General features: G+C 59.4%; 22 protein-coding genes. 2 read left to right on the forward strand and 20 right to left on the reverse strand.

What is annotated here, in order from left to right:
- The 6 genes from NKH89_RS29680 to NKH89_RS29705 all read right to left on the reverse strand — a co-directional run.
- Positions 1 to 129 (reverse strand): Gfo/Idh/MocA family oxidoreductase (locus NKH89_RS29680; protein ID WP_352910908.1); only part of this gene is annotated, 129 nt, incomplete at its 3' end.
- Positions 130 to 215: 86 nt separating this feature from the next.
- Positions 216 to 1,061 (reverse strand): ATP-binding cassette domain-containing protein, encoded by an 846-nt coding sequence (locus NKH89_RS29685; protein WP_023718633.1) that lies wholly within the window; start codon positions 1,059 to 1,061, stop codon positions 216 to 218.
- Positions 1,062 to 1,189: 128 nt separating this feature from the next.
- Positions 1,190 to 2,209: an ABC transporter permease gene (locus tag NKH89_RS29690; protein ID WP_352910910.1), complete on the reverse strand. Its 1,020-nt coding sequence runs from the start codon at positions 2,207 to 2,209 to the stop codon at positions 1,190 to 1,192.
- Positions 2,209 to 3,261, reverse strand: coding sequence for an ABC transporter permease (locus NKH89_RS29695; RefSeq protein WP_502896952.1), 1,053 nt, complete (start codon positions 3,259 to 3,261; stop codon positions 2,209 to 2,211). The genes NKH89_RS29690 and NKH89_RS29695 overlap by 1 nt, the downstream gene beginning before the upstream one ends.
- 101 nt (positions 3,262 to 3,362) lie before the next feature.
- Entirely contained in the window at positions 3,363 to 4,328 is a 966-nt protein-coding gene (locus tag NKH89_RS29700) for a sugar ABC transporter substrate-binding protein (protein WP_352910851.1), read from the reverse strand.
- Between the two features lie 98 nt (positions 4,329 to 4,426).
- Positions 4,427 to 5,473 (reverse strand): sterol desaturase family protein, encoded by a 1,047-nt coding sequence (locus tag NKH89_RS29705; RefSeq protein ID WP_352910854.1) that lies wholly within the window; start codon positions 5,471 to 5,473, stop codon positions 4,427 to 4,429.
- Between the two features lie 172 nt (positions 5,474 to 5,645).
- On the opposite strand from NKH89_RS29705, the gene NKH89_RS29710 reads away from it, so the two are divergent.
- Positions 5,646 to 6,680 (forward strand): LacI family DNA-binding transcriptional regulator, encoded by a 1,035-nt coding sequence (locus tag NKH89_RS29710; RefSeq protein WP_352910855.1) that lies wholly within the window; start codon positions 5,646 to 5,648, stop codon positions 6,678 to 6,680.
- Between the two features lie 218 nt (positions 6,681 to 6,898).
- Here NKH89_RS29710 and NKH89_RS29715 read toward each other — a convergent pair whose 3' ends face one another.
- The 14 genes from NKH89_RS29715 to otnC all read right to left on the reverse strand — a co-directional run bounded on the left by NKH89_RS29715 (position 6,899) and on the right by otnC (position 18,993).
- The gene (locus NKH89_RS29715) at positions 6,899 to 8,101 is read right to left on the reverse strand and encodes a sugar ABC transporter permease (protein ID WP_023718639.1); all 1,203 of its coding nucleotides are present in this window, start codon (positions 8,099 to 8,101) and stop codon (positions 6,899 to 6,901) included.
- 39 nt (positions 8,102 to 8,140) lie between these two features.
- Positions 8,141 to 8,956 carry an ATP-binding cassette domain-containing protein gene (locus NKH89_RS29720; RefSeq protein ID WP_023718640.1) on the reverse strand — a complete coding sequence of 272 codons (816 nt, stop codon included), beginning with the start codon at positions 8,954 to 8,956 and terminating at the stop codon, positions 8,141 to 8,143.
- 61 nt (positions 8,957 to 9,017) lie between these two features.
- Complete coding sequence (locus tag NKH89_RS29725) at positions 9,018 to 10,094, reverse strand: ABC transporter substrate-binding protein (RefSeq protein ID WP_023718641.1); 1,077 nt, start codon at positions 10,092 to 10,094, stop codon at positions 9,018 to 9,020.
- A gap of 266 nt (positions 10,095 to 10,360) precedes the next feature.
- Positions 10,361 to 11,311: a MurR/RpiR family transcriptional regulator gene (locus NKH89_RS29730; protein ID WP_352910858.1), complete on the reverse strand. Its 951-nt coding sequence runs from the start codon at positions 11,309 to 11,311 to the stop codon at positions 10,361 to 10,363.
- Between the two features lie 117 nt (positions 11,312 to 11,428).
- Positions 11,429 to 12,178: a GntR family transcriptional regulator gene (locus tag NKH89_RS29735; protein ID WP_352910860.1), complete on the reverse strand. Its 750-nt coding sequence runs from the start codon at positions 12,176 to 12,178 to the stop codon at positions 11,429 to 11,431.
- A gap of 95 nt (positions 12,179 to 12,273) precedes the next feature.
- Entirely contained in the window at positions 12,274 to 12,660 is a 387-nt protein-coding gene (locus NKH89_RS29740; RefSeq protein WP_023718644.1) for a Rid family hydrolase, read from the reverse strand.
- A 104-nt stretch (positions 12,661 to 12,764) separates the two neighbouring features.
- Entirely contained in the window at positions 12,765 to 13,526 is a 762-nt protein-coding gene (locus tag NKH89_RS29745) for an SDR family NAD(P)-dependent oxidoreductase (protein WP_023718645.1), read from the reverse strand.
- A gap of 36 nt (positions 13,527 to 13,562) precedes the next feature.
- Positions 13,563 to 14,321, reverse strand: a complete 759-nt coding sequence (locus NKH89_RS29750; protein ID WP_352910862.1) for an amino acid ABC transporter ATP-binding protein — start codon at positions 14,319 to 14,321, stop codon at positions 13,563 to 13,565.
- Entirely contained in the window at positions 14,318 to 14,974 is a 657-nt protein-coding gene (locus NKH89_RS29755; protein WP_023718647.1) for an amino acid ABC transporter permease, read from the reverse strand. Before NKH89_RS29755 ends, NKH89_RS29750 begins: the two co-directional genes overlap by 4 nt.
- Before the next feature lie 2 nt (positions 14,975 to 14,976).
- Complete coding sequence (locus NKH89_RS29760) at positions 14,977 to 15,639, reverse strand: amino acid ABC transporter permease (protein ID WP_352494528.1); 663 nt, start codon at positions 15,637 to 15,639, stop codon at positions 14,977 to 14,979.
- 56 nt (positions 15,640 to 15,695) lie between these two features.
- Positions 15,696 to 16,520: an ABC transporter substrate-binding protein gene (locus NKH89_RS29765; protein WP_031193900.1), complete on the reverse strand. Its 825-nt coding sequence runs from the start codon at positions 16,518 to 16,520 to the stop codon at positions 15,696 to 15,698.
- A gap of 1 nt (position 16,521) precedes the next feature.
- A complete protein-coding gene (locus tag NKH89_RS29770; protein ID WP_352494529.1) occupies positions 16,522 to 17,670 on the reverse strand; it encodes an LLM class flavin-dependent oxidoreductase in 1,149 nt (382 codons plus the stop codon).
- Positions 17,671 to 17,722: 52 nt separating this feature from the next.
- Positions 17,723 to 18,232, reverse strand: coding sequence for a flavin reductase family protein (locus tag NKH89_RS29775; RefSeq protein WP_023718651.1), 510 nt, complete (start codon positions 18,230 to 18,232; stop codon positions 17,723 to 17,725).
- A 95-nt stretch (positions 18,233 to 18,327) separates the two neighbouring features.
- Positions 18,328 to 18,993: a 3-oxo-tetronate 4-phosphate decarboxylase gene (otnC, locus tag NKH89_RS29780; protein WP_352910915.1), complete on the reverse strand. Its 666-nt coding sequence runs from the start codon at positions 18,991 to 18,993 to the stop codon at positions 18,328 to 18,330.
- A 154-nt stretch (positions 18,994 to 19,147) separates the two neighbouring features.
- Between otnC and ltnD the strand changes: the two genes are divergently transcribed.
- Entirely contained in the window at positions 19,148 to 20,077 is a 930-nt protein-coding gene (ltnD, locus tag NKH89_RS29785; protein WP_023718653.1) for an L-threonate dehydrogenase, read from the forward strand.
- Positions 20,078 to 20,081 lie beyond the last annotated feature (4 nt).

A 20,081-nucleotide genomic window follows, 5' to 3' on the forward strand; every position in this document is an offset into this window, starting at 1 on the left:
CAGGCGAGCGCGCTGCTGATCCATGTCGCAGATCAATTGGAGCTTTGCGCCTGGAAGCTCCTCGGCGACTATCTTGGCATGATCTGCGCCCATCAGGCCGGCGCCGATCACCGCAATGCGGATTGTCATCTTAGTCCTATTCTTTGCGTTTCTAATTTACGGGGCAGCGGCGCGCCGTGATGCGCAGCCGACTTGCCGGGGCTCCAGGGAAGGGTCTACGGAGCGGCTGATCCCTCCAGCACCTGGAAGGACGGCGGATGGCCTTCATGCTCGGCCATGTAACCTTCGACCTGGGCTTCCAGGCCGGCCATGGTCTCGCCGCCAGCCATCAGATCCGTGATCTCCTCGCGGGACCTTTGGCCCTTGCGGAAATCATCGGCGATGGCGCCGCGGATCAGCACCGCGAAATGGTCGCCGACAGTCATGGCGTGCATGACCTGATGGGTGATGAAGACCACCGCCAAGCCACGCTTCTTGGACTCATTGACGATACGCAGCACGTGGGAGGCCTGCTTGACGCCGAGCGCCGCGGTCGGCTCATCCAGGATCAGCACGCGCGCTCCAAAATACACAGCGCGGGCAATGGCAAGCGACTGGCGCTCTCCGCCCGACAGGCCGCCGACTAGGCGGTCACCGTCATCAATGCGGGTAATTCCGAAATCCCGGACCGCTTTCACCGCGATCTCGTTGGCGCGCTTGCGGTCGTAGATCTTGAACGGTCCCCAACCTTTGGTCGGCTCGACGCCGACGAAAAAGGACCGCCCGATGCTCATCAGCGGAAACGTGCCGCCGAACTGGTGCACCGTGGCGATGCCCCGTCCCTGCGCATCACTCGGCCCAGTAAAGGTCACCGGCTGACCATCCATCAGTATCTGGCCGCTGGTTGGTTTGTGGACCCCGGCCAGGGTTTTGATGAGGGTGGACTTGCCGGCGCCATTGTCGCCGAGAAGGCAAAGCACTTCGCCGGCGCGCACCCTCAGCGAAATATCGTGCAGGACATCGATCGGCCCGAAGGATTTGTTGACGCTTTTCAGCTCGAGAATGGCAGGTTTGTCGTTCATGGCGTGCGCACCTCTTCATCTGCGAACCGGCTTGGCTGATGCGGTTGATCGGCCAGGGGTATTCATCGAAGCTCGATGCCCGTTGACGGAAGCGAGTTCAGGGCCCGGCTGCTGTAACAACTCGTTTCTCATGGGTTTGCTGGCTCCCGCGGCAGGCTTCGCTTACCCCGCGGTCTGAAGTACAAAGCCAAATCGCGGAACGACTGGTTCATCAGCACGGCCACCAAGAGCATCACACCGATGATCAGGTTCGACCAGTTTCGGTCGATCTGGGTGAAGTAGATGCCCTGGCTGACTATGGCGAAGGTGATGGTGCCGACGAAGATACCAACAACCGACCCGAAACCGCCGGTCAGCAATACGCCGCCCACCACCACGGACACGATGGCGTTGAAGATGAAGTTCATGCCGCCGGAGACTTGGGCGGAATTGAACAGGATCGCCTGGCAGATGCCAACAAAGGTGGCGCTGACTGCGGACAACACAAACAGCGCAATGGTCATGCGGTCTGTCGGAATTCCGGCGTTGCGGGCGCTGACACGATCGCCGCCCATTGCAAACAGCCAGTTGCCGTAACGGGTCTTGTGCAGAACGAAGCCGATGATCACGGCGAATGCGATCCACCAGATGATGATGACCTGGTGACTGCCACCGATCAACTGGCCGAACAGGAATTTGGCCCAGCCCGGCGCGGTCAGGGCAACGCTGGCAGTCCCGGTCAGAAGCACCGAAGCACTGAGCACCACCCCCTGCATGGCGACCAGCGTGGCCAGAGTAATGATTAGCGAGGGCACGGAGGTGCGGATCGTCAGCAGGCCGTTGACCAGGCCGACCGCCACGCCGACTGTCAGCGCCCCAGCAATTCCCACCCCAATGGGCAGTCCGTAATAGCCGGTGAGTATGGCGGTTGTCATGGAACCCGCGGGGATCAAAGCGCCGATGGAGATGTCGAGTTCGCCCGAGATCATCAGCAGCCCGACTGGAATGGCGACAATGCCCAGATTGGCCGCGAAATTGACCCAACTCGCTGCACCAACGAGCGTGCCCAAACTGGCGCCGCCGAACAGAACGAAGAACAGCACGACGCCGATAAGACTGAGGATCGAGCCGGCTGCGGGACGGCGCAGCACCGATTTGATTGCGTCCATCATGACTGTTTTCCCTTCTTCGACGAATAGCTGAGTGCCAGTTGCCGGAAGGTGTCGTTTGTCAGCACCGCGATCAAAAGAAGCGCGCCGATTATGACGCTTCCGATGTTGGGATCCATGCTCGTGAAGTAGATGCCCTGGTTCACGATCGAGAAGGTAATCGTGCCAAACACGATGCCAACGATCGAGCCGAACCCGCCCGTAAGCAGAACGCCCCCGATGACCACACACATGATGGAATTGAAGATGAAGGACTGACCGGCCAGAACCTGCGCACTCTGGTAGACCATCACCTCGCTGACCCCGACGAAGGCGGCGCTGAAGCCGGACAGCATGAACAGACCGATGGTCAGCCGCTTGGTCGGGATGCCAACGTTGCGCGCGCTTTCCTTGTCGCCGCCGAGTGCATAGATCCAGTTGCCCATCGGGGAGATGTGCAACAGCCAGAACAGGCCAATCACGAACACCACCCACCACAGGATCGTGACCTGGAACATGCCGCCGAGATAGTCGCCGAAGATTGCCTTGGTGAGCGGGTTCGGCACAAGCGAGACGCCGGTGCTGCCGGCGATCATGACGGTGAGACCTAGCGTCAGGCCCATCGTGAGGAACATGGTGCCAATAGTGATTATGAGCGACGGGATGGTCGTTCTCGTCACGAAGAGCCCGTTGAGGAGGCCGACAGCGAGGCCGAGGCCAAGCGCGGCCGTTATGCCAAGCCAGTCGGGCAGCCCATAATGACCCGACACGATAGCAGCGGTGAGAGACGCGGCCGGGATCACGGCACCGACCGAGATGTCCAGTTCCCCGGCGATCATAAGCAACCCTACCGGCAGCGCGATGATCCCGATCTCAGACGCGATGTTCAACCAGCTGGCCGTGCCCGCGGCCGACATGAAACCACTTCCGCCGAACAGGCCAAAGAAGAGAAGAACTGCGACCATGCCGAGGAACGAGCCTGCCTCTGGTCGACGCGCCAGCCGGCCGAAGGCCAGTCCGGACCGCGCGCGGTCCGCCGCCGGAGTTGAAGTGGATGTCACGGGATGTGCCATTAGGGTAATCCGCGATCACGCGGCCGGCCGCGATGTGGCCGCCGCAGAGAGAGGGAAAAAGGGCCGCCCGCTGTAAAGCGAGGGCGGCCCAGGCGGGAGGATTATCGCGTCCCTGCTTTCACACCGGCGATGGTGGCATCGACGTTTGTCTTGTCGATGATGCCTGGTCCCGTAAGGATCTCGCGGGTGGGCACCGCCAAGCCGTAATTGACGTGGCCGTTCAGGATCGCTACAGCCAGGTATCCCTGCAGGTAGCCTTGCTGGTCGATCGCGCAGGCTTGCTTGCCATCCTTGATGTTGTTCAGGATGGTTTCGTCAAAGTTCATGCCGCAGATTTGCACTTTCCCAACCTTGCCGGCCTGGGTAAGGCCGTTCATGGCCGAGTTGGCGTCAACGTTGCCGATGGTAAAGACGGCATTCACGTCCTGGTGCTGCAGCAGATAGGCTTTGACCGCCTGGGCGACGGCCGTTGCCGAGCCGAAGGATGTAGCGGGCAATGGCAGGACGTCGGCTTCGCCACCGCCGTTCTTCATCCCCTCCTTGAAGCCGCCGCAGAAGGCCTCAATATTGGCGGCGCCGGGCAGCGTGTTGATGCAGACGCCCTTCTTGTTGCCGGCCTTGGTGAGGTACTCGCCAGCCGCGACACCGCCTTTGTAGTCGTCTGAGCCGACATAGTTCATGGCGCCAAGACGATCGGCCGCTTTCAGCCCGCCGGCGTTGTAGATGATCAGGGGAATGCCAGCATCCCTCACTGCCTTGAACGCCGGGTCCATCGCTTCCGGCACCCAGTCCGGGCCGACGATGGCGTCGGCCTTCTGATCGATGGCCTGACGGATCAATTCGGCGGCGTCCACGCCCAGATTGTCATAGTTCTGCGGCCCGAGCCAGGTGACCTTGCCACCTTGGGCCTCGACGACCTTGCCAGCGTCTTCAGCACCGCGCTTTACGATCGACCAAAACGGATCGTCCGGCTTGCCGCCAACCACGAAGATATTGGCAGCGAGCGCCGCGCCGGCGCTGAATCCAATCAGCACCGCTGTCGACACGATTGTCTTGAAAAGCTTCATAGTCTTCCTCCCAGATTTGCCCCGTGGGGCTTTTGAACAAAAGTCTTGCTGTCCCCGGCCCGCTCCTCACAGGCGCAGTCGAAACAGTTTTTGGTTCGCTATTCCGCCGGCATTCCAGACGCGGGATCGCTGCGGCCTTCCTGCGGGCCCCGCATTTTTTCCTTCTTCTTGCGGAAGCGGGCCTTCATGACCTCATCGGCTTCTTTGCTGCCGTCGTGCCAAGTGCCGAACAGCTTATCGAGGGGTACCAGCCCATCACCGCCGTAGTTCACCTCGAAATACTTGTGGTGCAGGTAGTGCACGTACGAATGGCTATCGAGTTTAACCTTGTCGGTGATTTCGAATGTCTCGAAGCCGAGGTGGCCGTTCACCGCTCCAAATCCCGCTCCGTGCAGCGTGAAGTAGGCGCAGACCGGATTAGAAGGGATCAACAGGTGCAGCCAGGCTTCAGCATGATAGAGGAAGCCTTCGACTGGGTGCATCGACAGCGACGACCAGGGACTTGGATTGATCGAGTTATGATGGACCGAATGCACCCATTTGTAGAGCGGCGGCCAATGGATCGCCCGGTGAAGGAAGAAGAAATAGACCTCATGCACGGCCGGCGCGATAAGCACCAGGAACGAGAGGTAAAGCCAATTCGTCGTCCATGGCAGCCAGACCGCCCAGCTGTTTGCATAGACCCACAGCATCACGATCTCGACCACTGTCCATAGTGGTATCGTGACGAAAAACGAGCGGGTGAAATTGTCGATGTTCTGGCTTTGAAACCAGAACACGTCAGACGGCGCGTCCGAAGGGAATTTTGGATTATATTTGAAGCGGTTCTGTTGCTTGCGCTGGAAGTAATAGCGCAGCTCGAAGAAGCCGTAGAAGAGGAATATGCCGGCGGCGTTTAGGCCGTATAGCCAGAAGTAGTTGAGAACTGACAAGGTCGCGAGGCTCTGCCAGCTTGGGATAAGGAAGTTCGCCCAAATAATCGACGTGGCAATATGAAAGGCGTTCCACGGCCAAAGAAATTCAGGAATCCACGCCACCACCTTCTTTGCATTGAACGGACGATGCCAGATTGGCGCCGGCTCGGCCCGGCGATGCGGAGCCCAGTTACCGCGTTTATCGCGCGTTCCATACTGAAGGTCATCCATCGTAACAGCGCCTCCCTGCGGAGCTATTCCCAACTGGGCTCGTCAAAACATCGGCCCTCAATTGGGTGGGATTCATATCGGAGGCTTGATATTTCTAGAAGGCGAAAATAGTATCAAAGCGGCATTTGTATCATTTGATATCAGTCATGATGATATATCTGGGATGGAGCTCATGAGGCGACCGACAATCCACGATCTCGCTACTGCGGCAGGCGTTTCGGTGGCGACCGTGAACCGAATTCTAAGTGGCACCGTTTCAGTACGCCCGAAGACCGTCCAACGAGTACAAAGCGCAGCGGAGGAAATTGGGTTTTACGGAATCGGAGCCATTGATGATCGGGCTCGTAAGATATCTCCACACTACCGATTGGGCTTCCTGCTTCAGCAGTCGACCCGTGATCTCTACCAATTGTTCGGGAAGAAGATTATCGCCGCCTGTCGCGAGCGCCGCGACGAGGTCATCGATCCAATAGTCGACTTCGTGGATCTGCTGACGCCGGAGACAATCGCGAGCGGTCTGATTGCGCTGGGCGATTCATGCGACGCCGTTGCGGTAGTCGCGGCAGATCACCCCATCATTGGGCAGGCCATCCGTTCGCTGAAGGAGATGGGCAGACCGGTTGTCTCCTACATCACGGATCAGTCCGCGCCGGAAAGGGCCGCATATGTAGGCACCGACAACTGGAAGCTGGGGCGCACTGCAGCCTTCCTGATTACCCAAACCACTCACGGACCGGGTCGTATAGCGGTTTTCATAGGCAACCACCGGTATCAATGCCAGGATGTGTCAGACGCCAGTTTCCGTTCCTATTTGCGCGAGCACGCTCCACGGCTAGCGGTAGAGGAAAGCCGTCCTACCCACGAGGAAGCCAGTGAGGCCTATCGAATGGTGACTGAGCTTCTGAAATCGACTGACGATCTTGTCGGAATTCTGATCGTCGGCGGCGGAATAACTGGTGTACTTCGTGCCTTGAGGGAGGTGTCTCCTGAGCGGCGGTCGGGTATCAAAGTAGTATGCCGTGACATTGGACCCGAAACTCGAAAGGGACTGTCTGAGGGCCTGATCACTGCAGCTCTTTGCCACCCGCTCGAATCGACCTCGGCCCTTCTTGTCCAAACGATGATCGATGTCATTGGACCGCAAGCACCATTTGCCACCCTTCAGCGATCCATACCTTTTGAAATCGTCACGCCGGAGAATATCTGACGCAGATGTCAGCTACTGGCGCGGGCGTCCTGCGACCCGATAGGATGTCGCTTTCAGGTGACGCACAAACGGACCTCAACGGCTATATTTGGGCGCGGAGCGGCTATGCCCTGCTTCACCTGCGAGTCTGCTTCGGGTCAGATCGCGTCATCGAACCTTCGAAACTGAACGACCGCCAAGGTATCGAATTCGGTCGTTCAGAGTGGGTTTGAAGCAAATCAGAAATTCTGCTGACCCATGGCCTTTTCGATCAGCTTGTCGATCGATACCGCCAGCACGAGAAGCAGTCCCGTCACGATGAGGCGAACGTAGTTCTCGACGCCCATCAGGTTGAGCCCGTTCTGGACTGTTCCGATAACAAGCGCGCCCAACAGGGCCGCGTGAATGGAGCCGCGGCCGCCGAACAGGCTGACGCCGCCGATGACGGTGGCGGCAATTGATTCCAGCAGCAGCGTGCCGCCCCCTACTCCGCCACCGGAGAAGACGCCAACGCCTAATGCCCGCGACGCGCCCAGTACGCCAGCCAGCGCAGCGATAGCGCCGGCAATAGCGAAGGCCGCCATCTTGATGCGCGCAACCTTGACGCCGGCCCGTCGCGCAGCCTCGTCATTGTTGCCGACCGCATAAAGATAGAGGCCGAACCGGGTTTCCTTGAGGATATACCCGCCTATCCCGAGCAGGATCGCAAAGATCAAAACCACAACTGGTATGCCCTGATGTGCGTTGAGGATCATCACGACGATGGCGCCAAAAATCGCGGCCGCGCCGAGCGGCAGCACAAATCGGCTGAACAGGGAAGCTTCCAGACCGGCGCGCTTTCTGCGGGCAATGCCCGACAGGACCAGAGCGGCAAACGCGACGAGCCCAATCGCCAGCGCGCTCCATGACGTGATCCCCGAAATCTTAGTCTCTGCAATCTTGTCGATACCGGTTCCCATCAAACCGTAGCGGGCGGTCGGAGGCAAAAGCACGAGTTGCAAGCCATTGAGAGCCAGTCCGAGCCCCAGCGTCACCACGAAGGACGGTACGCCGACAAACGTGACCCAGCGCGCCGAAAAGCTGCCGATAGCAGCACCCATTACGATTGCGACCGTCACCGCCAGCCAGGGCGAAACGCCGTAGTCGACAACCAGCTTGGCCATCAGGACCGATGTCACGCCGTTGATCGCTGCGACCGACAAGTCTATTTCCTTGACCAGCAGCACGAACATCAGACCGATCGCCATGATGCCCACAACCGTGCTCTGGACGAGCAGGTTCGACAGGTTCTGCGGTGTCAGGAAGACATTGCTCTGGAGCGCGAAGAACACCCACAGCGCCACCAGCCCGATTATGACGGGCAGCGCACGCATGTCGCTGTTGAGCACTTCGCCGATGGTGCGGCGTTTGACGTCACCGGAAGCGGCGGCCGAGTTTGCCATTCTTGACGTATCCTTCTGATACTTTTCGCCCCGCGGGGCTCAGCCAGCGAGGTTGACTGCCTCGTTGCCACCGACCATCGCGTTGACCACTTGCTCGCCTGTCACTTCACTCGATTTAAAACTCGCGACGTTCGCGCCCAGGCGCATGACCTCTATGCGGTCGGTGGCGTTGACGACGAAATTGTGGATGTCGTGGCTAACCACGACTATGCCGAGCCCTTCGTCGGCCAACGTGCGGACCAGGGCCGAGACCTGTTCGGCTGCGGAGTGGCTGAGTGCGGCTGTCGGCTCGTCGAATATGACGACCTTCGGCGTCCACAGAATGGAACGTGCGATGGCTATGTTCTGTCGCTGGCCGCCAGACATTGCTCCGACAGGACGCGTCAGTGACAGCTGGCCGAGTCGCATGCGCGTCAGCACCTCGCGGGCACGAACTTCGCACTCGGCACGCCGGATCCGTCGGCCGAACCATGTCGGACCGGTCAGCTCGCGCCCGAGAAACAGGTTCTGCACGGCGTCCAGATTGTTGCAGAGCGCTAGATCCTGATAGACGGTCTGGATCCCAAGGGCAGTGGCGTCGGCAGGATTGCCGATTTTCGCCGGTTGGCCTTCGATGGTGTACTCTCCAGAGTCGAAGCCGAAGACGCCCGCCATGATCTTGACGAGCGTGGACTTGCCGGCGCCGTTGTCGCCGACCAGGGCGACCACCTCGCCGGCGTGGACGTCCACCGAAGCCCCCTGAAGAGCATGGACCGACCCGAACGACTTACGGATATTGCGCATCGAAATTAGCGGCGTGGATTTATGCGCCGCACGAACATCGGCGCCGCCGCGGGTTGCTGCCGCTTTGACCATCAGGCTCCTCCCATCAGGTGACCGAAGGACAGCGAGCGCCGCTGTCCTTCGGTCGATCTCGCTATTTGTTGTTCTTCTTGCAGACTTCGGTGTCTTCGATGCCCTTGCAGATTTCTGGCCAGGTCCAGACGCCGGCGGTGACGACGTCCGAGAGATTATCCAAGGTGATGTTCTTCACCGGCAGGAAGACAGCCGGCACATCCATGAACTTGTTGTTCACTTTGCCGTTGATCAGATCCTTTGGCACTCCTTTGCCATCCAGGATCGAAGCCACGACGTCCGCCGCATAGGTCGCTTCAACCTTGAGATCCTTGAGCACGGAGTTGTCCTGCCATCCCTGTGCGACGTACCGCAACGCTTCAACGGTCGCGTCCTGTCCGCCGGTCACCAGCTTGTCGCCAGGCTTGGCCCCCTGGCTGATCAGAGCGGCAACCGAGCCTCCGGTGGTACCGTCATTCATGCCGAGGAAGACATCGACATCACCGCCATTGCGGGTCAGGCAGTCTTCGGCGAAAGATTGAGCCAGCGCCGGATCCCAGTTCTGCGTGTACTGCTCGCAGACGACCTTCACCTTGCCGGAATCGATCAACGGCTGAAGGAATTCGTTCTGGCCCTTTTCATACTGGCCTGTACCGTATTCGCCCTCATTACCCTTCACGCGCGCAACCTTGACCGGCGACTTCTTCATTGCGCTGATCAGCTCGGCGGCGCGCTTGCCTTGGGCTTGGCCAACTGACAATGAGTCGAAGACGACGTGCGCTTCGGCCTTGCCGCCGACCGCGTCGTGATCATAAAGGACCACCGGCACCTTCGCATCAGCTGCCGCCTTAAGACTGCCAGCGGCGAGGTTTGCGTCCGTCGCCGCGAGCACGATCACGCTGGCGCCTTGGGTGATGGCGTCTTCGACCAGCCGCTGCTGCCGCGCCGGATCCCCCTCGCCATTCTGCACGGTCACCTGAGCGTTCGGCGCCTTCTCCTTCATTGCCGCGACAAAGAACGGCGCGTCCCGGCTTGTGAAGCGAATTGTCGTGGTATTCGGCAGTAAAAAGAACACTTTCTTGGCATCTTGAGCATGTGCCGCCGCCAAGGCGCTTGCCATAGCGGTTGCCGTCAGAAATGCGGTCAGAAGTCGCTTCATAGTTTCCTCCCATGGAATACTCAGTTCGCCCCCTTCACGACGGCACGGGGCACCCCCGAACCGGTTTAAGGATAGGCTGCAACGAAAATTGCAAGATATAAATATTCCGCAATGAACGATGTGTCAACGATGCGACAATGAAATCTTTGCATCATGCGAAACGCGCAATTTCTATTGCGACATCCAGGCTCGAGTGCACCTGGCGCGCTTGGTTCGCAACCGGAATGCCAAGGACGCGGAACGCCCGGGTTATTGTCGGGGAACCGCTACTGCCCGGTGACGGTGGGTATGCGCGGACTGACAGCGTTGTTCTGCAGTCGCGCCGCGAGTGCAACCGTCAGCGCCTGGGCGAGGCACATTGGGGCGGCAAGCGAACGGGAAAAGGTATATTCATGCTCCGGTACGGCGAAGAGAACACTGGCGTTCTTGGCTAGCGGAGACAGCGTGCTGTCGGAAATAGCAATTATCGGAACTTCGCTGCGAGCGGCCTCTTCCACGACATTGACCACTTCATTGGCGTAGAAGCGAAAGGACACGGCAAACAAGACATCGGTCTTGCGGATCATGCGCGCCATATGCGTAGCAAGTCCGCCGCCGGGATCAAGCAGCACGCAACGTTTGCCCAGCATCGTCAAGATATAGCGGAGAAGTTCGACCACAGGCGTCGATCGCAACTGCCCGATCAGGTAGATCGCGTCGGCCTTTTCGAGAAGGGTCACTGCCTTGGCCAGATCCTCGGGTGGTATCTGTGTCAGCATGTCCTGAAGCGAGGCAATGTCGCGAACCACGAGGTCGCGCATGAATCCGACTTCGCTACGATCTGTTCGCGCTCCCAATTCGCCTTCCAGCGCCTTGATACGAGCCTCGAAGCCGGGCGCGGCGGTCGACAGGCGCTTCTGAAAGACAGACTGGAGTTCCTTGAAGCCTTCATAACCGAGCGCCTGCGCAAAGCGCACGAAGCTTGAGGCATGCACTCCGCTGCTATCCCCAATTGCATTCACCGACCTGACAGCAACGTCGTTAGGATTCTGGGTGAGATAGAGCGCGATCTTCTGGTAGGATTTGCTCATTTCGTCGTAGCGGTCGTGGATGAGCCGGATGAGCTCTTCATAGTCACGCGGCGCTTCAGCGGTCGGTTTCATGTTGCACTCTTTCGCAATATTCATTGCACAATGACGCGTCTGCGTCGATTCTGCTAGTGAAATCAGGTGCAACATTGTTTAAGCAAAAGCGCGTGCATGTTGGCGATCAAGCCCGAGCCGCATCATCACCTAGATGCCGAAATCGGGAGGACAATCAACGCGCGAAGATGCTTCGTGCGAGGCCGTCCCTTGCTACCGACGTGAGGGTCGACCGGTCTTCACGCTGTTGCGGCTCGCCCCATTTGATTCACTGTCGGCAATCAGCGAAAGGTAGCGCTCGAGAGCCTTCGAGAACTTGGCTTGCCAGATCTCATGCGCAGTGCGGAGATCTCCGTCGCGCAAGCTTTCGAGTAGCTTGACGACATACTTCTCGGCGTCGCCCTTTCGGTCTGTATAGACAACGCCCAACTGATGGTTGAAGCGCCTCACATCTGCGGTCAGCTCGGAAAAGTAGCGGATGGTCCGCTGCAATCCCGTCGCGTCAATGATCGCTTGCTGGAACTCAAGATCGTTGCGAACGGTCTCGACCTGGCTATCGAGGTTAGCAAACTTGACGGCATTCTCAGCCAATTTTTCGAGACGCTTGAGGTCAACCGAAGCTAGGCGACCTGGTTCCGCGAGCAGATGGTCCAGGGCAATTTTTCCTAGAGCCATCCGGATATTGTAGACTTCGATGACGCTGTCTGCGTCCACCGCCCTGACAGATGCTCCCTTGTTCCGCTTGATCTCGACGAACCCCTCGCGAGCAAGCAGGCGCAATGCTTCCCGGACCGGATGCCGGGAGACGTTCAACATGTCGGTAAGCTGTTGCTCGACGAGCCGGTCGCCGGGCTTGAAGTGCCCGGCAATGATCGCGTTCCGGATTTGCTCCGCAGCGAACTGCGTGCTTTCCATCTGCGTCATGGGAGCCAGAATGGCGCCTGTTTCATTTGCGTGTCGCATCAGGATCCTCATAAGGCGACCGCAGGAGATCGGCTGCACAGGCATTCGGAATGTAGACTATATACGAATGCGATAATCTAATGAGAAGCCTGCCACTAAGCTATCCTTACGGAATAAGTGGAAAACGTTCTGTCCCGCCTGACTTGCCGTTTGAGCGAGACCACCAGGTTCTTCGCCGGAAGGGAGCCAGCACCACGATACGCAGTGAGCTCTATTTCGAAGAGATACTCAGGTCCGCCCAACGGACCACAGCTGACGCAGCTTGCCGGAGAGATGTCCCGGAACTTCTCGCCCATATAGGCCATGACTTCCGGGACGTCTTCCTGGCGCGGAATGAAGATGCGTCGCCGCACAACATCCGCAAGGCTGCTGCCGACCGCCTCAAGCGCGCCTTCGACGTTCTTCATCGCTTGCCTTGCCTGCTCGACGGCCGTCTCAGGCATCACACGGGTCTTGTAGTCGCGTCCTGCGGTCAGGGACATGAAGATCCAGTGTCGAGGGCGACGATCCGCGAATAGCCTTCCTTCTCTTCCAGGATGCTGCCGGACTTTAGCTTCACGAGTTCCATGCCGTTCTCCAGTGCTGATCAGATCGAGATGCCGCCATCGATCGCCACCGTCTGACCGGTGATCAGCGCGCCGGCGAAACCGAGGAAGACGATAAGCTCCGCGACATCCGCCGTGGTGCAGACTTTCTTCAGAGGTGTGCTGGCGAGGGTGCTCTGGCGACGCTCCACCGACCATTCAATCGCCCACGAACTTTCGACGACGCCGGGCGCCACCGCGTTGACCCGCACATCGGGCGCGAGCGCACGCGCCAGGTTCTTCGTCAGGTTGATGACCGCGGCCTTGGAGCCGCTATAGGCGATGGTGCTGGCCACGGCGCCGAAGCCGGCGATGGAAGCGGTGTTCACGATCGAACCTTTGGCCACCTTGAGAGCAGGCGCCGCGGCCTTCGAGCACCTGAAAACGCTCATCAGGTTGACGTTCAGCAGATTTGCCCAAAGCTCCTCCGTTATGCTGTCCAGGTCGTTGATCGGCACCGGGACCTTCACGCCCGGTATTCCCGCGTTGTTGACAAGCAGATCGAGACGGCCGAGCTTCGCCACCGCCTCGAGCACCATTGCCTTGGCCTGCCCGGCGTCGCCGACATCGCCTGGAGCACCGATAACGTCGAGCCCCTCTCTTTGGAGCCCAGCGAGAGCAGCCTCGCCCCTCTGGTCGGCCGGTAGATAGTTGATTGCGACCTTGGCGCCTGCCTTGGCCATCATGCGCGCGGTTTCGAGGCCGATGCCCGACGCGCCCCCGGTGACAAGCGCCGCCTTTCCCGTGAGATTGAACGAGATCATGAGTTACCCTTCGATGCTGCGTTTGGATGGAATTCGCTAGGCGACTGAGCTTCTGACGATTTCAAGGGGCTTGCGATTCTCGCGCCGCAGGAACTTCTGTGTCTGTTCTTTGCGGGGATTGTCGATCACCTCTTCGGCCGTGCCGATTTCGCAGACTTCGCCCTGGCAGAGAAAGGCCACGCGGTCCGCCGATTCCCGAGCGAAATTGATGTCGTGCGTGACAACCACCATCGTCATGCCTTCGCTCTTCAGGAGGCGCATGGTCTCAAGCACTTCGCCGACAAGTTCGGGATCCAGGGCGGAGGTGACCTCGTCGAAGAGCATGTAGCTCGGCTCCATTGCAAGCGCTCGGGCGATGGCGAGACGCTGCTGCTGGCCGCCTGAGAGCTGAGACGGCAAGCTGTCGCCCTTGTCGCCCAGCTCCACATGCTCGAGGTGCTTCTGCGCAAGTGCGCGCGCCACAGCGCGGCTTCGCTTTGAGACCACCCGGGGTGCCAGCGCGACATTTTCCAGCGCCGTGAGGTGCGGGAAGGCGTTGTACTGCTGGAAGACGATGCCCAGCTTGCTGCGCAGCTTGTTGATATCCGTCTTCGGATCGTGGACGCTGATGCCGTCTACGAGGATCTCGCCACCCTGGATCGGTTCGAGCCCGTTGATGCATTGCAGGAGCGTAGATTTTCCCGACCCGCTCGCGCCAATGAGGCAGACGAGTTCGCCCTTTTCGACCGTGAGATCGATGCCCTTGAGCACGATCACCGATCCGAAGGCCTTCTGGACGTTGCTGATGCGGATCATACGCGGACCTTTCTTTCGAGGTGCCGGCTGTACCGGGAAACAGGATAGCAGATAAGGAAATAGAAAAGCCCCGCACCCATCAGCAGCAGCCAGGTCTCATGTGTCCTGGTGATGAGTATCTGGGTGGAACGCATATATTCGATGTAGCCGACCACGCCTGCGAGAGCGCTGTCCTTGATCAGGCTGAGGACGAGCCCGATCCACGGAGCCAGACCCGTCCTGAATGCCAGGGGCATGGATATGTACAAGAGCTCCTGGTAGCCGTTCATGCCGAGCGAGCGAGCGCTCTTGCGGTATTGAACCGGGACTGAGAGCAGGCTCGCCCGGACCACCTCGGCAGTTACTGCCGACATCCAGGCACCAAGTGCGACGGTACCGAACCAAAAGGGTGAAGTGCCGAAGCCCAGGATCGATAGAAGGCTGTTGGCGAGTATCAGCTGGATGATCATCGGCACGCTGCGCAGGATGTCGATGAAGGGGGCCGTGGCGATCCTCACGGTCATTGACACGGTGCGCAACCAGCCAAGGACGATCCCGGCAAGGGTGCCGACAAGGGTTGCTGCGGCGGCCAGCCTGACGGTGTTGAGCAGCCCCTGAGCCAGGAAATAAGCATCCGACCAGGCGAGGCCTTGGTTTGCGAACTGAAACTGCACGCCTAGCTCCTGTATATGAGGCGGAAGGCCAGGTGGGACGAGAACTGCAGCCCTTTGGCGATGAGGTAATAGATCAGCGCCGTGACCAGAAAGAACTCGAATGTCCGGAAGGATGCGGACTGCGCGTACTGCGTGGCGCCCGAGAGCTCCTGCAGTCCGACCAGCATGCCAAGCGAGGTGTTCAGCATTCCCCAGATGCCTTGAGTGACATAGGCGAGGAAGATCACCTTGAACATCTGTGGAAAGATCACATGGATGAAGCTCTGCGGGCTGGTCATGCCGAGTGAGCGCGAAGCCGACAGCTGCTGTCGCGGGATGGCGTTGAGACCACCCCTGAAGATTTCTGTCATGTATCCGGCGTTGTTGAAGGAAACGGAGATGAGGACGGCGGCGTAGCTGGGGATGTTGATGTGGAAGGCGCCCAGCCCGAAATAAAATAGATAGAGCTGAAAGACAGCAGGCGTGTTGCGCGACAGCTCCACCCACCAGGTCGAAAACCGGTAGGCCCATCCCTCGCCCTGCTGGCGCGCGACAGCCATGGGCATCGCAATGAGCGTGCCGATAATGAAGGCGAGAATGGTGATCTGGATCGTCACCCAGGCTCCGGCCAGCAGCAGGGGCAGTGAATCCCAGACTATGGACCAGTAGAACTGATAGCCGTTCATGCCAATCATCCCATGCTCATGCCGGCAGGGTTTTCCTGCCGGCATAAGCTCTATGCTTAGAAGTTAATGCCTTCAGCTGTCAGCGGCGGCAGCGGACCATTGCCGTAGTACTTGTGGTACACCTCGGCCCAACGCCCGTTCGAAACCTGAGTGAACACGAAAACCCGCGCCCAGTTCAGGAATTGTTGGTCGTCACGTTTGACGGCAATCGATCCGAAGTCGGCGAGAGGGGCAAGTCCGGCCATCACGAACTCTGGGAACTGACCACTTTGCGATAGCGAGTTGAAGACGGCGACATTGATCACGATGGCGTCGATCTTGCCCTGCTGCAGAGCCAGGAAGGTTTCCGCATCGCTCGCAAAGCCGGTGTAGGTCGCACCCGTACCCTCCCAGCCCTTGCCCAGCTCATCCTTGAAGAGTTGCTCAGGCGTGGTGCCAACGACACCACCAAGCTTCTTGGATGCCAGGTCAGAGTATTTGGCGATGCCGGTGTCCTTGCGGGTCACGACTGCCATGACGTTGTTGGTGTATGGCTGGGTGAACGCCACGGTCAGCGCACGTGCCGGGGTCGGCGTAGTCGAGGCGATAAGGACGTCGATGCGATTCGAAACCAGCGCCGGGATACGATCCGGCGAAGGCGTCTCGATGATTTCCGGCTCTGCGCCAAGCGCCTTTGCCATGTCCTTGCAGTACGTCACGTCATACCCGTCGGGCTCGTTGTTCGAGTCGCGGAAGCCGGCAGGCGGACTGTCCAGCATGATGCCACAACGCAGCTTTTTGTTCTTGATGATCGTGTCGAGCGCGGAGTCGGCATGCGCCTGACCAGCCAGCGTGAATGTGGCGACCGCCGTAGCCAGCAGAGCCCTCATAACCATTTTCATTTCATTCCCCTTTTCTTTGTTGCAGACCAAGTAGTTTGTTGGCTGAGCAATTGAGACCGCTCAACTCGCCTTTCTCGCCAGCCTGGGTGTCACGCCGAGCTTCGATAGGTCCCACTTCCTTCTCGATCAGGGGCACGACTTCGTTCTTGAATCGAACGAGCGAGCGATGCGCCAACTCGATTGGCATGCAGCCGAAGGAGAAGTTGCAGGTGTAGTTGCTTGGATTGAGACGTTTGATGTCCGCGACCATCTTCTCGGCAACGGCGTGCGGATCGCCTACCACCATGTTGTCCGCATATTGGTCGAGCGTGTACTCGCCTTCGAACGTCTGGTTGCTGATGTAGCTGTTGTCGTCCAGCGGCGGCGAGGCTTGGCGCAGATAATGCGCCATACGCCCCACGTACCGGGCCCGCTCCGCCACGACCAATGCCTCGCTGCGGCTGTCGGTTATGGCCAGGTACTGCATGATCGCCAAGGGCTTGGTCGAAGGCTGCTCGCCGATGGATGTCCAGGCGTCGTTGAGCCCGTCGACCATCTTGTAGAGCACGGGCGATCCGAGCGTGCTGGCTGCAAGGAACGGGACCGCCTTCCACTTCTTGAAGCGATCGAGAAGCTTCGGGTGGGAGGAGGTCACAAAAATCGGGGGAAGAGGCTTCTGCTGGGTGCTGATCGCGAAGCTGGTCTTGGGGAGGGAAATGTACTTTCCCTTGTACTCGACCTCGCCATCGACGAGCGCTCTTTCGATGACGTCCCAATACTCAAGGAAAACGTCGACCCTGTCGTCCAGCACGATGTTGTAGCGATCAAACTCATAGCGCTGATAGCCGGTACCCAGGCCGATGACGAGGCGGCCCTCGGTCTGTGTGTCGGCGACCGCGATCTCCTGGGCGACACGAAGCGGATTGTAGAGCGGCAGCACGATAACGCCCGGGCCTAGCTTGATCCGCTTGGTCCATCCGGCCGCGTAGGAACACATCATCAGCGGCGACGGCGAACTCGAATAGTTGGCGAAATGGTGTTCGGCGAACCACGCGACATCGAAGCCGAGCTCATCGGCGGTCTCCACCATTTTGCGGGTATCGCGCATCACGCCCTGGGCACCGTCGGGATGATCGCGAAGCGTCATCAGGTTAAAAAGGCCAAGCTGCATTCATTTGCTCCTAAGATCCCTCGGCGACGGCTGTCGACGTTGGTAAACAGTCCTATCCAGCCTTCTGCAGGACCATGGGTGAAGTCAGCGCGTAGGCGCCGTTATGGTAGATCAGCGGGTCGACATCGGAGGCAAATGCCACCCCTGCGACCCGCCCGATGATGATGTCGTGCGTGGCATAGGAGATCGCCTGATCCATCTCGCAGAACAGGTTCGCCTGCGCGCTTGCCAGGTAGGGGATGCCGTCCTTTTCGGTCCACTCGCCAATGTCGAAACGCCTCTCGGATGGCCGTCCGCCACTGAAAGAGTTGGATATGTCAGCCTGCGAGGCCCGAAGCACGTTGATGCAGTATTGCCCCTCTTCCTTGAGCGGCACATTGATCGACGAGTTGCGGTTGACGCACGCAAGGATCGAAATGGGAGCGAAGCTGAGCGGCGTGACCGACGTGACGGTAATGCCATATCGGCGCCCGTCGTGCCTGCACGAGATCACGCAGACCGTCGACGCCACGCGCCGCATCGATTGCCGGAAATGCTCGGTACTCAGGTCCTGCGAGAGCATTATTTGCTTCCTTGTTCCCATCTTCAAAATTGCAGATTGTCTACAATCTGTCAATGTGTTTTTGGACCACCCCGCTCCAGACGAAACTGCCTTGTTTAATGGTGGTCGTGCGCTCCGTCAGGGCCCCGGAGCGGGAATTGCCTGGCCAGATCCTCGACTTGCTCCGCAGATAGATATCGCGGGTTGAGACCGCGCAGCAGAAGGTACAGCTTTGCTGTTTCCTCGAGTTCCTCGATCGCAAAGACGGCGCCCTCAAGGTCCTTGCCGGTCACGACCGGCCCATGGTTGGCCAGCAGGACCGACGTATATTTGCCGGCCAATCCCTTGATGGCCCCGGCGACCGCCGGATCGCCCGGCCTGAAATACGGCACCAGCGCCGTTCGGCCAGCGCGCATGAGATAGTACGGCGTCATCGGCGGCAGCACCGACTTCGGATCGATCTCGGGAAGCATCGTGACGGCGACCGAATGCGTCGAATGCAGATGCACCACAGCCCGAGATCCTTTGACTGTGTCGTAGAGCGCGGAATGCAGGGGGATCTCCTTCGTCGGCTTGTCGCCCGAGACAAGATTGCCCTTTGCGTCAAGGCGGGAAATGGACGCTGGATCCAGAAATCCGAGCGACGCGTTTGTCGGGGTCACAAGCCAGCCGCCTTCGTCGAGCTGAACAGAGATGTTTCCCGAGGAACCGGGGGTGAGTCCGCGATCGAACAGCGACCTGCCGAAGCGGACAATCTGTTCACAGAGTTTCGTCTGATCCATATCACCCGAGATTCTAGGCGCATGGCACGAAGCCAAACGCACTGAGCTTACCCACGGACGCCAACCTGAAAATCTCAAAAGTGCGGCGACAGCCCGTTGCAGATTGTAGATAATCTGCATTATGATTGGATTGAAAGCAAGAGGTTGGATACGCATGTCTGCTGGCAAAAGCGCGGAAAAATCAAACGTCGCCGTCATCGGGTTGGGCTCGATGGGGTTTGGCATGGCGAGTTCGCTTGTGCGACGCGGACACGCGGTCGTCGGCTACGATCCCTCCGCGACCGCTGCGGAAAGGCTGGTTGCAAGCGGCGCGCGGATAGCGGAATCACCGAGCGAAGCTGTTGCCAATGCGAGCGTCGTCCTCTGCGTCGTCGTGAACAGCGCGCAGACCGACGCGGTGCTTTTCGGCGACGGCGGCGTGTTCCCGGTGATGCCACCGGGCTCGGTATTCATTTCGTCAGCGACCATGGCGCCGTCGGAGGCAAAACGCCTGTCCTCGCGCCTCGCGGAGCGCGAAATCCTCTATCTCGACGCCCCGATCTCGGGCGGCGCAGCGAAAGCCGCGAACGGCGCCCTGACGATCATGGCGTCGGGCAGCCCGAATGCCTTCGCACGGGCGCGGCATGTCCTGGATGCGGTCGCGGCGAAGGTCTATCGCCTGGGCGACGAACCCGGCATCGGCGCTTCGGTGAAAATGATCAACCAGCATCTGGCAGGAATCCATATCGCGGCCGCATGCGAGGCCATGGTGCTCGCATCCAAGCTCGGCTTGGACCTCTCCACTGTCTACGAGGTCATAACCGCGTCCGCGGGAAACTCCTGGATGTTCGAGAACCGTGTCCCGCATATCCTCGATGGCGACTACAGGCCGCTGAGTTCGGTTGAAATATTCGTCAAGGATCTGGGCATTCTCCAGGACATGGCTCGGGCCGAACGATATCCCGTGCCGCTCGCAGCGGCGGCCCTCCAGATGTATCTCGCGACCTCGGGCGCAGGCATGGGACATGACGACGACGCGTCGGTTGCACGCACCTATGCCAAGTTGTCCGGCGCATCGCTGCCAACAGCCAAGGCGGCATCATGATCGA

The sequence above is a fragment of the Mesorhizobium sp. M0923 genome, from assembly GCF_040319365.1.
In the GTDB taxonomy this organism is placed as follows: domain Bacteria; phylum Pseudomonadota; class Alphaproteobacteria; order Rhizobiales; family Rhizobiaceae; genus Mesorhizobium.